The organism is Cupriavidus sp. 22TCCZM04-2, from assembly GCF_057798895.1.
Genome location: NZ_JBYOJS010000004.1, coordinates 89,078 through 102,225 on the forward strand (window position 1 = coordinate 89,078; position 13,148 = coordinate 102,225).

A 13,148-nucleotide genomic window follows, 5' to 3' on the forward strand; every position below is an offset into this window, starting at 1 on the left:
GCCCCCTCGATGACCTTTTTGCGTTCCCTTCTGTTTGCGCTGTACCTGCTGGTGCTGACACCACCCTACGCAACCGTCTGCTTTATCGTCTTCCCGTTCATGAATGCCGCGCGGCGCTTCGATTTCGTGCGCGGGTGGACCCGCCTTGCGATCGGCGCGGCGCGTGTGATTTGCGGCATCCGCTACCAGATCGAAGGGCGGGAGCACATGGACACCATGCTCGACAAGCCCGTGGTGCTGCTCTCCAAGCACCAGTCCGCATGGGAAACCATCGCCTATGTGGCGTTGATGCCCAAGCCACTGTGCTTTGTCTTCAAGCGCGAGCTGCTGCTGGTGCCGTTCTTCGGCTGGACCCTCGGTTTGCTGAAGATGGTGCATATCAACCGCAAGGAAGGCATCAAGGCGTTCTCCTCCGCCGCGCGCCAGGGCCGCGAGCGTTTGGCCGAGGGCGCGTGGATCATCATGTTCCCTGAAGGCACGCGCACGCCGTCGGGCCTGGAGAACCCGCGCTACAAGAGCGGCGGCGCCCGCCTCGCCGTGGAAACCGGCGCATGGGTGATTCCGATGGCCGTCAATTCGGGCCGGGTGTGGCCGCGCAACTCGTTCTTCAAGTACCCGGGCATGATCACGATCTCCATCGGGCCGTCGATCCCGTCGGCCAACAAGACGGCCGACCAGCTCAACCAGGAAGTGCGCGACTGGATCGAGCGCGACATGCGCCGCATCGACGCGCCGAGCTACGGCAACGGACAGGCCGCATGAGCTTGCTGCGTCCCGCTCCCGATGCCCCCGGCGCACAGCTGGAACTGCCGCTGGCCGACAGCGCGCAGGACATCGTGGCCGGGATGGCGCCGACTCCACCCGCGGCCGGATGGCCGGCACCCCAACCGGATGGCCGCCGGCTCCAGTTGGGCGAGCACACGCTGCACTACAGCCTCAAGCGTTCGTCGCGCCGGACCATCGGCTTCACGGTCGATGACCGCGGCCTCTCAATCACGGCCCCGCGCTGGGTCACGCTGGCCGATGTCGAGAGCGCCATCCGCGAAAAGCAGCGCTGGATCCTGAACAAGCTCGGCGAATGGCGCCAGCGCGAAACGCGGCGCGTGCTGCCCACGGTGCAATGGCGCGATGGCGCCACGCTGCCGTTCCTTGGGCAGACCATCACGCTCACGCTGGAATCGCCGATCGGCGCGGTGCTGTTCAATGGCGAGACGCTTGTGCTCCACCTGGCCATGCCCGCGCATGCCGACGAGCAGCAGATCAAGGATCGCGTGCAGAGCTGGCTGCAGCAGCAGGCGCGGCGCTTGCTGCCGCAACGGCTCGACCTGTATGCCGAGCGCCTGGGCGTGCGTCATAGCGGCTTCGCCCTGACCTCCGCCGCCACGCGCTGGGGCAGCTGCACCGCCGACGGCAAGATCCGCCTGAACTGGCGGCTGATGCATTTTCCGATGTCGATGATCGACTATGTCGCGGCGCATGAACTGGCGCATCTCAAGGAGATGAACCACGGCCCGCGCTTCTGGGAGACCGTGGAATCGATCTTCCCGGAGTTCCGCGATGCACGGGCACAATTGCGGGCCCATCCGCCCGAACTGCTGCCGACGTTCTGAGCGAACGTCCTGAATGGCGACGGCACGCCTGGCCGCGCCGGTGCGTTTCACGCAAACGCACTAAAATGTCGCATTCCCCTCAAGAACGACCCACAGGGCATCTCAAATGCGACTCCTCCATACCATGCTGCGCGTCGGCGACCTGCAGCGCTCGATCGACTTCTACACCCGCGTGCTCGGCATGCAGCTGCTGCGCGAAAGCGACAACACCGAGTACAAGTACCGCCTGGCGTTCGTCGGCTATGGCCCGGAAAGCGAAACCGCGGTGCTGGAGCTGACCTACAACTACGGCGTCGACAAATACGACCTGGGCACCGCCTACGGCCATATCGCGCTGGAGACCGACAACGCCGCCGCGGCCTGCGACCGCATCCGCGTGGCGGGTGGCAAGGTCACGCGCGAAGCCGGCCCGGTCAAGGGCGGCACTACCGTGATCGCGTTTGTCGAAGACCCGGACGGCTACAAGATCGAACTGATCGAGCGCAATTCGACGCGCGACGCCAGCCGTCCCTGAGCGCGCGGCATGGACGCGCAGACCCTGAGCCGCCGCCCGCTCGATGGCGCCGCCGTCGGCCTGATGGTGGTGCTGTGCGCCGCCTGGGGGCTGCAGCAGGTCGTGATCAAGCTGACCGCGCCGCTGATGGGCGCGGTGCTGCAGGCGGGCGTGCGCTCGGCCATCGCGGCGCTGCTGGTGTTCGGCTTTGCCGCGTGGCGCGGCACGCCGCTCTGGCAGCGCGACGGTACGCTGCGCGCGGGCCTGCTGGCGGGATTGCTGTTCGGCGCCGAATTCTTTTGCATCTTCGTCGGACTCGGCCACACCACGGCATCGCGCATGGCGGTGTTCCTGTACACCGCGCCAATCTTTACCGCGGTCGGACTGCATTTCGCCGTCGCGGGCGAGCGTCTGCGCGCAGCCCAGTGGCTGGGCGTGGTGCTGGCCTTCTGCGGCATGGTGCTGGCCTTTGCGGACGGCATAACCGCCGCCTCCGCGCATGGCGGCACGCTGGCCGGCGATGCGCTGGGCGTGGTGGCGGGGCTGCTGTGGGCGGCGACCACCGTGGTGGTGCGTGCCACGCCGCTGGCCAGTGCTCCGGCCAGCAAGACCCTGCTCTACCAGCTCGCGGTATCGGGCGTGCTGCTGCTGGCCATGGCCCTGATGGGCGGCCAGGCGGACAGTGTCCAGCTCAACGGCGCCGTGCTCGCCAGTCTCTTCTACCAGTCGGTGCTGATCGCGTTTGCCAGCTACCTGGCGTGGTTCTGGCTGTTGCGGCGCTACTTGGCCTCGCGGCTCTCAGTGTTTTCGTTCCTGACGCCGCTGTTCGGCGTCGCCTTCGGCGTAGTGCTGATGCAGGATGCGATCGGGCCGCGCTTTGCGGTCGCGGCACTGCTGGTGCTGGCGGGGATCGTGCTGGTGAATCGCCGCGGTTGAGCGTCGCGGGACGGAAACAAAAAACGCGCGGAAAGATCCGCGCGTTTTTTGTTGGCCGATCGGCCTGGTAGCGTCTCAGCGGCTGCCGAACGAGAACATGCCCAGCGCCTCTCGCACCTCGTCCAGCGTCTGCTGGGTGATGGTCTTGGCCCGGTTGGTGCCGTCGCGCAGCAGGTCGAACACATAGTCGGGATCCTTGGCGAGCTGCTCGCGGCGCTCGCGGATCGGGCCCAGCAGTTCGTTCAGCACGCTTTCGACGCGGCGCTTGAGCACCATGTCGCCCAGCCCGCCACGGCGGTAATGCGCCTTGAGCTCTTCCACTTCTTCCGTGTTCGGGTCGAAGGCATCGAGGTAGGTGAACACCATATTGCCCTCTACCTTGCCCGGGTCCGAGACCTTCAGGTGGTCCGGGTCGGTGTACATGCTGTGCACGGCTGCCTTGATCTGCTCGGGCGCAGCGCCCAGCGCAATGGCGTTGCCCTGCGACTTGCTCATCTTGGCCTTGCCATCGACGCCCGGCAGGCGGCCGAACTTCGGGATCAGCGCCTGGCATTCCTTCAGCACGTCGCGGCCGACCTGGTGGTTGATGCGGCGCACGATCTCGTTGGTCTGCTCGATCAGCGGCGCCTGGTCCTCGCCCACGGGCACGATGTCGGCCTTGAACGCGGTGATGTCCGCGGCCTGCGCCGCCGGGTAGCACATGAAGCCAGCCGGGATATCGCGGCCGAAGCCACGGGCCTGGATCTCTTCCTTGATGGTCGGGTTGCGCTCCAGGCGCGCTACCGTGACGAAGTTCAGGTACATCAGCGTCAGCTCGGCCAGCGCCGGCAGGTACGACTGCACGGTGATGGTCGTCTTCGCCGGATCGATGCCGACGGCCAGGTAGTCCAGCGCCACTTCCAGCACGTTGCGGCGGACCTTGTCGGGATCGTGCGCGTTGTCGGTCATGGCCTGCGTGTCGGCCAGCAGCAGGTATTGCTCATGCGTGTCCTGCAGCTGCACGCGCGTCTTGAGCGAGCCAATGTAGTGGCCGAGGTGCAGCGGGCCGGTGGGACGATCGCCGGTCAGGATGACGGGTCGCTTGTTGGTTTGCGTATTGGCGGTCATGACGGAAATTCGCGGAAAATTCGGGATGGTATCGGTCTGGCAATCAGGCGGCGGGCCGATCGGAAGCGGCACCGCCCAGGCGGCGCGCCAGTTCGACGTACTCGCCGACGGGCACCTCTTCGGCGCGGCGGCTCAGGTCGAAGCCGATGGCCTCGAAATCGACCTGGTCCCGCAGGAACGATAGCGTATTGCGCAGCACCTTGCGCCGCTGCGAGAACGCTGCGGTAACCAGGTCGCCCAGCACGGTGATATCGCAATCCGCATGCGGAGAACGCAGCCGGCCGTCCACCGTGCGCGGCCACGGAATCATGCGCACCACCGCGGAATCGACCTTCGGCGGCGGGTTGAACGAACCCGGTGGCACGTCGAGCACGTGTTCCATGTGGTAGCGCACCTGGAGCATGATCGACAGCCGGCCGAAGGCCTTGCTGCCGGGCTCGGCCACCATGCGGTCGACCACTTCCTTCTGCAGCATGAAGTGCTGGTCGCGCACGTGGTCGGCGTACTCCATCAGGTGGAACAGCAGCGGGCTGGAAATGTTGTACGGCAGGTTGCCGACGATGCGCAGCGGGCGCCCCGCCACCGCCAGGCGGCTGAAGTCGAACGCCAGCGCGTCGCCCGCGTGGACCAGCAGGCGGTCGCCATAGCGGCGGCGCAGCCGTTCGACCAGGTCACGGTCCAGTTCGACCACCTGCATCTGCGGCACGCGCTCGAGCAGCGGATCGGTCAGCGCGCCCAGGCCCGGGCCGATCTCGACGAGCACATCGTCTGCGGTCGGATTGATGGCATTGACGATGCCGTGGATGATCGAATCGTCGACCAGGAAGTTCTGGCCGAATCGCTTGCGGGCCACGTGGCCCTGGTGCATGTTTGAACGCATGGAGGATTACACCACTAGTGCGATGGCCTGGCCGTTGCATGCCTGCCGTTGGCATGCCCGGCCATGGTGACCGCACTGCGGATCGCCTCGATCATGCTGCCGTGCTCGGCCTGGCCGCTGGCGGCCAGGTCGAGCGCGGTGCCGTGGTCGACCGAGGTGCGGATGAAAGGCAGGCCCAGCGTGATATTCACGCCGTGCCCGAACGTGCCGTACTTCAGGGGCGCCAGCCCCTGGTCGTGGTACATCGCCAGCACGCAGTCGGCGTCGCGCAGGTGGCGCGGCTGGAACAGCGTGTCGGCGGGATAGGGGCCGCGCGCATCGATGCCGGCATCGCGCGCCTGCGCCAGCGCCGGTTCGATGATGTCGATCTCCTCGCGGCCCATGTGGCCGCTTTCCCCGGCATGAGGATTGAGACCGGTCACAAGGATGCGCGGCCGCGCAATGCCGAACCAGCGCCGCAGGTCGGCATCGATGATCGACAGTGTCTGCAGCAGCAGCGGTATGGTCAGGGCGTCGGGCACCGCGCGCAGCGGCAGGTGCGTCGTGGCCAGCGCCACGCGCAGCATGGCGTTGGCATGCGCCGGCTGGGGGCCGGCCAGCATCATCACCACGCGCGGCACGCCGGCCGCCTCGGCAAGGTATTCGGTATGGCCGGTGAATGGCACGCCGGCATCGTTGATCGTGCTCTTCTGCACGGGTGCCGTGACCATCGCCGCGAAACACGCGGGGCCGCCATGTTGGGCGCGGCAGCCGGCAATGGCGGCGTCAAGCATCGACAGTACGTAGGGACCGTTGCGCGCATCGAGCCGGCCCGGCTCGCAGGCAACCGCCAGCGGCACGTGATGGACGACTACGTCGCCCTCGCCCAGCAGGCGTTCCCAGGCATGCGCCACGCCGAGCGCGGCGGCGCGCGATGCCAGCAGTTGCGCATCGCCGAGCACATGGTAGCGGCAGTGGCCGTTTTCGCCCGCGAGCCGCAACAGCGCCCCGATGGTGATGTCGGGGCCGATACCGGCGGGTTCGCCGGTCGAAATGGCTAGCGCAAGCGGGTCGGGCATATCGGGATCGTGCGGAGCGGGCCTCAGCGCTGTCGGTTGACGCGGTATTCGACGTACGCCGCCGAACGGAGCTGGCGCACCCAGTCATCATAGGCGGCGCGCAGCTTCTGCTCGCGGATTTCCGCACGCGCGAAGTCTCGCTGCTTCTCGGGCGCCATCTCGGTTTCGCGGCGGTTTTCCACCTGGATCAGGTGCACGCCGAATTGCGTCACCACCGGCTCGGAAATCTCGCCTGGGCGCAGCCGGTTCATGGCCTGCTCGAACTCCGGCACAAGTTCGCCCGGCGATACCCAGCCAAGCTCGCCGCCCGCCTGGGCCGAGCCGTCCTGCGAGAAGCGCTTGGCGGCATCGGCAAAGTCGCCGCCGTGCGTAATGCGGTCGCGCAGCGTGCCGAGCTGGCGGCGCGCCTCCGCTTCCGGCATGTTCGGGCCGGTGCGGATCAGGATGTGGCGGACCTGGGTCTGCGTAATGCGCGAGGCCGCAGCCGGGCTCGAGGCCGCCGCAGCCGGCGCCACGCGCTTGGCGGTCAGCTTCAGGATGTGGAAGCCATTGGCGCTTTCCACCACTTCAGGCGCCACGGCGCCGGGTTGCAGGTCGACTACCGCATTGGCGAAGATGGCCGGCAGGCGGCCGATCTCGCGGAAGCCCATGGAGCCGCCCTGCGCCGCTTCGGGCGCCTGCGAATTCGCCTGCGCCAGTTGCGCGAAATCGGCGCCGCCCTGCGCTTGCTTGAGCAGCCCTTCCGCCTTGGTCTTCAGCGCCTGCTTCTGCGCATCGGAGGCATCTTCGGGCACGCGCACGAGGATCTGCGCGACGTTGAACTCGGTCGGCCCAGTCGCCGCCGCGCCCTGGCCACCACGCGCGGCAAGGTAGTTGTCGATCTCGCCGTCATATACCTGTACCTTCGAGTCCACTTCGCGCTCGCGCAGGCGGATCACCTGCACCTGCTTGCGCAGCTCGTCCCGGTACTTGGTCCAGGTCATGCCGCTGGACTCGACGCGACTGCGCAGTTCCGTTGGGCTCAGGCGGTTCTGCTGCGCCACCGATTCGATGGCACGGTCCAGTTCCTGGTCGGTCACCTTGATGCCGGCATCCTGCGCGGCCTGGGTCTGCACGCGCTCCATCACCAGGCGCTCGAGCACTTCGCCAAGCAGGTCGGCGCGTGCGGGCGCCGGGCGGTTGGCGGCGCGAAGCTGGCTCTCGATCTCGTCGGCGCGGTCAAGCAGTTCACGCCGCGTGATCACGCTGTTGTTGACCACCGCGACGACCTCGTCCACCAGCTGCGAACGCTTGCCGCTGCTGCCGGGTTGCGGCACGCCAAGCTGCGGCTGGCTCGACGGGACGGCCACGTCCGAGGACTGCGGCACGAAGATGCCGGTGGTGCGCGGCCCTTGCGAAGGCGCCTTGAGCTGGGCCAGGGCCGGCCCGGCCACGGCGGCCAGCACGGCCGACAGCAGCACGCGGCGCCAGGGCGACGACACCAGGGAAAACACGGCAAATTCTTGACGTTTCATCGTAATCCGTCATTCATAGTGATCGAACTGGGTCGTCGGCACCGGCTTGGCGGTGACGGGTTCGTACCCAGGAACATTCAGGCGCAGGATATCCAGCGGATTCGAGCCGATCTTCGACAGCCCGCGGAACTCCACCTGCAGGAAGATGCGGCCGGTGTAGCCCTGCGAGGTGTTCCGGAAGCGCTGGTAGACCACACGGCCGACCCAGCAATCGGCGGCATATTCCACGCCGGCCAGCGCATCGACCATCTGGTTGGCGTTCCGGTCGAAGGCGAACCGCCCGATGCCATAGGCGCGTTGCGTAATCGGCCACTGACCGGAAATCTCGAACTGGTCGATGGCGGTATTGTCCGTCACCGACGTGGCGCGCCGGTAGCGGTAGCCCACGTTGAGCAGCTTGCGCGCCTCCGGGCGCCAGGCAAATGCCAGGTTGGAGTAATTGACGTGCTCCGAATCCGGATTGTATTGGATCCCCGCGTCGACATAGTAGCCGCGGAACAGCTGGATCGTGGTGGCGGCCAGCAGGTCCGAGCTGCCCGCCTTCGGGTCCTGCAGCGTGCCGTTTATCTGCACGCGCTGGCCGGTGAAGTCGTAGCGCTGCGCAATCGTGCCGCGGAAACGCTCCACGCCGGTATCGGCTTCGATCAGGCGCGTGGTCACGCCGGCGGTCAGCTTGTTGTTGTCGGCGACCCGGTCATAACCGGTGAACGGGTTTTCCGAGAAGATCTGCCCGTAGCCGAAGTCCGACTGCACGGTATCGAACAGCGGGAACTGGCTCTGGTCGACGAACGGCGTGTAGACATAGAACAGCCGCGGTTCGAGCGTCTGCAGGTAGTTGACCCCGAACAGCCGGCTCATCGTCGGCGCAGTGCGCTCGAAGGTCATGCCGGAATCGAGGCTGACGGTCGGCACCGTCCGCGAGAAATTGTTCTGCGCGGTCGGCGTGTTGCTTTGCGCCTCCATCTGGTATTGCGTCGCATTGAAGATGACCTTCGGCGTCACATACCAGCCCGGGCGCACGATCGGATAGCTGATCGTCGGCTGCACGAACATGCGCTCGCCCTGCGGCTGCTGGAAGCCGTTGGACGTCAGCGGAATGCGGAAGCGTGTGTAATCCGTTTCCACCTGCACATCGAAACCGCCCAGGTCATAGCGGATGTACTTGCCGTTGAGCTGCGGCTCGCGCTCGTAGGACGGCCCGCTCGGCAGCAGCGTCTGGAATTTCTGCACGCGCGCCAACACCGTGAAGTCCTGCCAGTTGTAGGTGACGCCGCCTTCCTGGGTGTACTGCCGCAGCGTCGATTGCGACACCGTGCGCGTCAGGTCGTCCGGATACTTGTCGTCCGATACGCGGTTCAGGTTCAGGTAGGCGTTCAGCCCCTTGGCAAGGTTCTGGGTATGCTGGAACGAGTAGGACCAGCGGTTGGTGCCGGTCTGGCGGTCATCCGGCAGGATTTCCGCGCGCAGCCGGCCCGAATAGCCTTGCCCCAGGTACCGGTAATCGCCGCCGAGCATGAAGCCGCGCGACGTCATGATGCGCGGATAAAGCGTCAGGTCGCGGTTCGGCGCGATGTTGAAGTAGTACGGCAGCGTGACATCGAGGCCCGATTTCGAGCCGTAGCCGAACAGGGGCGACAGAAAGCCGCTGCGGCGCTCGTCGGTCAGCGGGAAACTGAACACCGGCGCGCCTGCGATGGGCACGTCGAAGAAATGCAGCACGCCGCCGTAGGCCACGCCGACCTGGCGATCGCTGTCCAGGTCGAGCTGGCGCGCGCTGAAATACCAGTCGGCATTGTCCGGCGAACATGTGGTGTACGTGGCCCGCTTGATCACGCTGCGGTCCTTGTCCACGAAATCGATGCGTTCGGCCTTGCCCGTGCCGCCGGTCTGCTGGAAATAATAGTCGGGCGAGAGCATGTAGCCCTCGTTCGCCTCGATCTTCATGCGCGCCTCGGGGCCCACGGCCAGCGCGCCGCCGCGCGACACGCGGGCATTGCCGTGGGCGAAGGCCTCGTCGGTATCCTGGTCGTAGGTCAGCTTGTCGCCCTTGACCACGGCACCGCCACGGCGCAGCTCGGCGTTGCCTTCGATTTCCACGCCGCGCTCGTTATAGCCGTTCAGCCGGTCGCCGGACACGAATGCCGGCGGATTCTCGCCGGGCTCGCCCGACTTGGACGGCTCGGCCAGGCGCGGCACGAGTTCGCCCGACACCGTCGGCGCGGGCGGCACCTGGGGGGCGACTTCGATAAGGGGCTCGGTCTGGTCTATGTCGGGGATGGCGGAACTCGACATCTGCGCGTGCGCGCCCACCGACAGGCCGGCCATGGCCAGCACCAGCGGCCGCAGGGCGCCGGCAGGCAGCCGGCCAGTGCGGCTGGAAGGGCCGGAAAGCGCAGGCGGCTTGTTGGCTCGGTGGTTCGTTGATCGTCGTTGTTCGGTCATGCGAGCGGGTTTTCAGTCACGTCGTCGGTGGCGGCTTGCCTGCGAGCCGCCAGCGCCGTCGAAACAGGCTGCGGGGCAACCGAAGGCCCCTCCCGGGGGCCGCCCGGCGCCCGGGTCTGGTCGGGTATTATACGGGGCAACCAATACTACCTTTCCGGCATGGCAGCACTTCCTCACGACCCGCGCCTGGACCAGCTCAAATCCTGGGTATCCGGACTCGGTCCGGACTGGTCCGTCGATCCCGATTCCTGCGTACCCGCTTCGGCCGACGCCAGCTTCCGGCGCTACTTCCGCGTCAGCACGGCCAACGCCGCGCATCCAACCGCCATTGTGATGGACGCGCCGCCCGCGCACGAGGACTGCCGGCCGTTCGTCCATGTCGCGGCGCTGTTCGGCGCCGCCGGCGTGACGGTGCCCACGGTCCTGGCACAGGATCTGGAGCAGGGCTTCCTGTTGCTGGCCGATCTAGGCAGCCAGACCTACCTGTCCCGGCTCGACGATTCCTCAGCAACCGGCATGTACGCCGACGCCGCGGTCGCGCTGGTCCGCATCCAGGCCGCTACGCGTGCCGGCGAACTGCCGGCCTACGATCGCGCCCTGCTGCAGCGCGAACTGGACCTGTTCCCCCAGTGGTACATCGCGAAACACCTGGGCGCGACGCTCACGGACGCCCAGCAGGCCGACCTGCGCGAAGTGATGGATGTGCTGCTGGCCAACATCCTGTCGCAGCCGCAGGTCTACGTGCACCGCGACTATCACTCGCGCAACCTGATGGTGCTCCCCGGCGGCGCCAACCCCGGCGTGCTCGATTTCCAGGACGCCGTGATCGGCCCGATCACCTACGACGCGGTCTCGCTGTGGCGCGACGCCTATATCGAGTGGGACGAGGAGCAGCAGCTGGACTGGCTGATCCGCTATTGGGAGCGCGCGCGCAAGGCCGGGCTGCCGGTGAACGCCGATTTCGGCGAGTTCTACCGCGATTTCGAGTGGATGGGCCTGCAACGCCACCTGAAGGTCCTCGGCATCTTCGCGCGCCTGTACCACCGCGACGGCAAGGACGGATACCTCGCCAACCTGCCCCTGGTGCTCAAGTACACGCGCCAGGTCGCGGGCCGCTACACGGAACTGCGCAAGCTGATCCGCCTGCTCGACGCGCTCGAAGGCGCCGCGAGCCCGGCCGGCTATACGTTCTGAGCGGGGCTCGCGCAGTGCCCCCGCCGGACCATCCCGACAACCCCCGCGCCATCACGCGCTCGGGCGAATGGTGGGCGGGCGTACGCGCGCTCGCGCCCATGCTGCTGGGCGTGGTGCCGTTCGGCCTGATCTATGGCGTGCTGGCGGTCGGCGCAGGCATGCCCGCCTGGCTGGCCTGCGCCATGAGCGCCATCGTGTTCGGTGGCGCTTCGCAGATGATCCTGACGCAACTGTGGTCGGCCGGCACGCCGGCCCTGGTGATCGCCGTCACCGTCGCCATGGTGAACCTGCGCCATGCGCTCTACTCCGCCACCATTGCCCCCACGCTGGCCCACCTGCCGCGCCGCTGGAAAGCGCTGATCGCCTACCTGCTGACCGACGAAGCGTTTGCCGCCATGACGCACCGGCTGGCCGACACCGGCCCGCGCGCGCGCTACCGCCACTGGTTCTACTTCGGCGGCGGTTTCGCGCTGTGGGCCAGCTGGCAAGTGTCGACGCTGGCCGGCGTGCTGGTCGGCGCACAGGTGCCGCGTGACTGGCCACTGGACTTTTTCCTGCCGCTGACCTTTATCGGCATCATCGTGCCGGGCCTCAAGCACCGCGCGCAGGTCGCCGCGGCGCTGGTGGCGACCGCCCTTGCGGTGGCGTGCTTCGGCATGCCCCACAAGCTCGGGCTGATGGTCGCCGCACTTGGCGGCATTGCCGCCGGCATGCTGCTGCTCGGCCGTGGCAACGTGTCCGGCGAACGTCCGGCCGGCAAGGACGCCGCCGTCGGCAAGGAGCCGGCATGAACTCGCTGACCTTGCTGTGGGTATTCATTGGCGCGGGGCTGGCCACCTTCCTGATCCGCCTGTCGTTCATCGCGGTCGAAGGCCGCGTGCGGCTGCCGGCGTGGTTCCGCACCGCGCTCCAGTTCGTCCCGGCCGCCATGCTGTCCGCGCTGATCGCCCCCGACCTGCTGATGCGCGGCGGCGAACTCTACGTGAGCCCGCTCAACGCGAGGCTGGTTGCCGGCCTGGTCGCGATCGTGATCGCGGCGCGCACGCGCAGCATCGGCTGGACCATCGTCGGCGGCATGGCCGCCCTCCTCGCCATGGAGACCCTGATTTGAAAGCCATGATCTTCGCCGCCGGCCGCGGCGACCGCATGCGTCCGCTGACCGATAGTTGCCCCAAGCCGCTGCTGCCGGTGGGCGGCAAGCCGCTGATCGTCTGGAAGATCGAGGCACTGGTGCGCGCCGGGCTGCGCGACATCGTCGTCAACCATGCCTGGCTCGGCGAGCAGATCGAGGCCGCGCTGGGCGACGGCAGCCGCTTTGGCGCGCGCATCGCCTATTCCGCCGAAGGCAGCGCGCTGGAGACGGCCGGCGGCATCGCCAAGGCGCTGCCGCTGCTGTCGCGGGCGCCTCAGGCGGAGCACGGCGAGATCTTCCTGGCCGTTTCCGGCGATATCTTCTGCGAATACGACTTCCGCGCCCTGTTGCCGCGTGCCCGCGAGATGGCCGGTGCGCCGGTCCCGCGCATGCATCTGGTGATGGTGCCCAATCCGCCGTTCCACCCGGCCGGCGACTTCTCGCTGTGGCCCGACGGCCGGCTGGCGCTTGACCCGGCGCCGGGAGCCGAGCGCCTGACCTTCGGCAACATCGGCCTGTATGACACGCGCCTGTTCCGCGATATCGCCCCCGGCACCAAGGTGGCGATGACGCCTTGCTATCGCGCCGCCATCGCGGCGGGCGCGGCCAGCGGCGAGCGCTTCGACGGCCGCTGGGAAAACGTCGGCACGCCGGCCCAGCTGGCCGCGCTGAACGACGCCGTCGCCGCGCGCGGCACGGCCACCGCAGGCGGCGCCTGAGTCGCCTGCCTGCGCTGACGGGCCCCGAGGTCCGTCAGCGTTAGAATCTGATGCATTCCCCCA

Annotated in this window: 13 protein-coding genes; 8 read left to right on the plus strand and 5 right to left on the minus strand. The window is 67.5% G+C overall.

Annotated elements, in window-relative coordinates:
• The first annotated feature begins 9 nt into the window (after window positions 1-9).
• From AC3FKG_RS08300 to AC3FKG_RS08315, 4 genes are all read left to right on the plus strand, one after another.
• Complete coding sequence (locus tag AC3FKG_RS08300; RefSeq protein ID WP_483710478.1) at window positions 10-762, plus strand: lysophospholipid acyltransferase family protein; 753 nt, start codon at window positions 10-12, stop codon at window positions 760-762.
• Window positions 759-1,610, plus strand: coding sequence for a M48 family metallopeptidase (locus AC3FKG_RS08305; protein ID WP_483710477.1), 852 nt, complete (start codon window positions 759-761; stop codon window positions 1,608-1,610). The genes AC3FKG_RS08300 and AC3FKG_RS08305 overlap by 4 nt, the downstream gene beginning before the upstream one ends.
• A 106-nt stretch (window positions 1,611-1,716) precedes the next feature.
• The gene (gene gloA / locus AC3FKG_RS08310) at window positions 1,717-2,124 is read left to right on the plus strand and encodes a lactoylglutathione lyase (protein WP_483710476.1); all 408 of its coding nucleotides are present in this window, start codon (window positions 1,717-1,719) and stop codon (window positions 2,122-2,124) included.
• A gap of 9 nt (window positions 2,125-2,133) precedes the next feature.
• Window positions 2,134-3,039: a DMT family transporter gene (locus AC3FKG_RS08315; protein ID WP_483710475.1), complete on the plus strand. Its 906-nt coding sequence runs from the start codon at window positions 2,134-2,136 to the stop codon at window positions 3,037-3,039.
• 75 nt (window positions 3,040-3,114) lie between these two features.
• Here AC3FKG_RS08315 and trpS read toward each other — a convergent pair whose 3' ends face one another.
• Genes trpS through AC3FKG_RS08340 form a run of 5 tightly spaced genes read right to left on the minus strand, consistent with a single transcriptional unit; the run spans window position 3,115 to window position 10,040 of the window.
• Window positions 3,115-4,146, minus strand: a complete 1,032-nt coding sequence (gene trpS, locus AC3FKG_RS08320) for a tryptophan--tRNA ligase (RefSeq protein WP_488742841.1) — start codon at window positions 4,144-4,146, stop codon at window positions 3,115-3,117.
• A gap of 43 nt (window positions 4,147-4,189) precedes the next feature.
• Window positions 4,190-5,026: a 16S rRNA (adenine(1518)-N(6)/adenine(1519)-N(6))-dimethyltransferase RsmA gene (gene rsmA / locus AC3FKG_RS08325; protein WP_483710473.1), complete on the minus strand. Its 837-nt coding sequence runs from the start codon at window positions 5,024-5,026 to the stop codon at window positions 4,190-4,192.
• A 14-nt stretch (window positions 5,027-5,040) separates the two neighbouring features.
• Complete coding sequence (gene pdxA / locus AC3FKG_RS08330; protein ID WP_488742842.1) at window positions 5,041-6,084, minus strand: 4-hydroxythreonine-4-phosphate dehydrogenase PdxA; 1,044 nt, start codon at window positions 6,082-6,084, stop codon at window positions 5,041-5,043.
• Window positions 6,085-6,107: 23 nt separating this feature from the next.
• Entirely contained in the window at window positions 6,108-7,598 is a 1,491-nt protein-coding gene (locus AC3FKG_RS08335; protein WP_483710471.1) for a peptidylprolyl isomerase, read from the minus strand.
• A gap of 9 nt (window positions 7,599-7,607) precedes the next feature.
• Window positions 7,608-10,040 (minus strand): LPS-assembly protein LptD, encoded by a 2,433-nt coding sequence (locus AC3FKG_RS08340; RefSeq protein WP_488742843.1) that lies wholly within the window; start codon window positions 10,038-10,040, stop codon window positions 7,608-7,610.
• Between the two features lie 159 nt (window positions 10,041-10,199).
• Here AC3FKG_RS08340 and AC3FKG_RS08345 point away from each other — a divergent pair, with 159 nt between their 5' ends.
• The 4 genes from AC3FKG_RS08345 (at window position 10,200) to murU (ending at window position 13,085) form a co-directional block, all read left to right on the plus strand.
• Window positions 10,200-11,234 (plus strand): aminoglycoside phosphotransferase family protein, encoded by a 1,035-nt coding sequence (locus AC3FKG_RS08345; protein WP_488742844.1) that lies wholly within the window; start codon window positions 10,200-10,202, stop codon window positions 11,232-11,234.
• Window positions 11,235-11,332: 98 nt separating this feature from the next.
• Window positions 11,333-12,025: an AzlC family ABC transporter permease gene (locus AC3FKG_RS08350; RefSeq protein ID WP_488742964.1), complete on the plus strand. Its 693-nt coding sequence runs from the start codon at window positions 11,333-11,335 to the stop codon at window positions 12,023-12,025.
• Window positions 12,022-12,345, plus strand: a complete 324-nt coding sequence (locus tag AC3FKG_RS08355) for an AzlD domain-containing protein (protein ID WP_211948850.1) — start codon at window positions 12,022-12,024, stop codon at window positions 12,343-12,345. The genes AC3FKG_RS08350 and AC3FKG_RS08355 overlap by 4 nt, the downstream gene beginning before the upstream one ends.
• Complete coding sequence (gene murU / locus AC3FKG_RS08360) at window positions 12,342-13,085, plus strand: N-acetylmuramate alpha-1-phosphate uridylyltransferase MurU (protein WP_488742845.1); 744 nt, start codon at window positions 12,342-12,344, stop codon at window positions 13,083-13,085. Before AC3FKG_RS08355 ends, murU begins: the two co-directional genes overlap by 4 nt.
• Window positions 13,086-13,148: the final 63 nt, after the last annotated feature.

What these genes read in the sequence shown, in the direction of transcription:
- AC3FKG_RS08355 (WP_211948850.1), top strand. Translation starts at nt 12,022, where the DNA reads ATGAACTCGCTGACCTTGCTGTGGGTATTCATTGGCGCGGGGCTGGCC.
- AC3FKG_RS08340 (WP_488742843.1), bottom strand. Translation starts at nt 10,040, where the DNA reads ATGACCGAACAACGACGATCAACGAACCACCGAGCCAACAAGCCGCCT.
- rsmA (WP_483710473.1), bottom strand. Translation starts at nt 5,026, where the DNA reads ATGCGTTCAAACATGCACCAGGGCCACGTGGCCCGCAAGCGATTCGGC.
- AC3FKG_RS08345 (WP_488742844.1), top strand. Translation starts at nt 10,200, where the DNA reads ATGGCAGCACTTCCTCACGACCCGCGCCTGGACCAGCTCAAATCCTGG.
- AC3FKG_RS08300 (WP_483710478.1), top strand. Translation starts at nt 10, where the DNA reads ATGACCTTTTTGCGTTCCCTTCTGTTTGCGCTGTACCTGCTGGTGCTG.
- AC3FKG_RS08315 (WP_483710475.1), top strand. Translation starts at nt 2,134, where the DNA reads ATGGACGCGCAGACCCTGAGCCGCCGCCCGCTCGATGGCGCCGCCGTC.
- AC3FKG_RS08305 (WP_483710477.1), top strand. Translation starts at nt 759, where the DNA reads ATGAGCTTGCTGCGTCCCGCTCCCGATGCCCCCGGCGCACAGCTGGAA.
- AC3FKG_RS08350 (WP_488742964.1), top strand. Translation starts at nt 11,333, where the DNA reads ATGCTGCTGGGCGTGGTGCCGTTCGGCCTGATCTATGGCGTGCTGGCG.
- AC3FKG_RS08335 (WP_483710471.1), bottom strand. Translation starts at nt 7,598, where the DNA reads ATGAAACGTCAAGAATTTGCCGTGTTTTCCCTGGTGTCGTCGCCCTGG.
- pdxA (WP_488742842.1), bottom strand. Translation starts at nt 6,084, where the DNA reads ATGCCCGACCCGCTTGCGCTAGCCATTTCGACCGGCGAACCCGCCGGT.
- gloA (WP_483710476.1), top strand. Translation starts at nt 1,717, where the DNA reads ATGCGACTCCTCCATACCATGCTGCGCGTCGGCGACCTGCAGCGCTCG.
- trpS (WP_488742841.1), bottom strand. Translation starts at nt 4,146, where the DNA reads ATGACCGCCAATACGCAAACCAACAAGCGACCCGTCATCCTGACCGGC.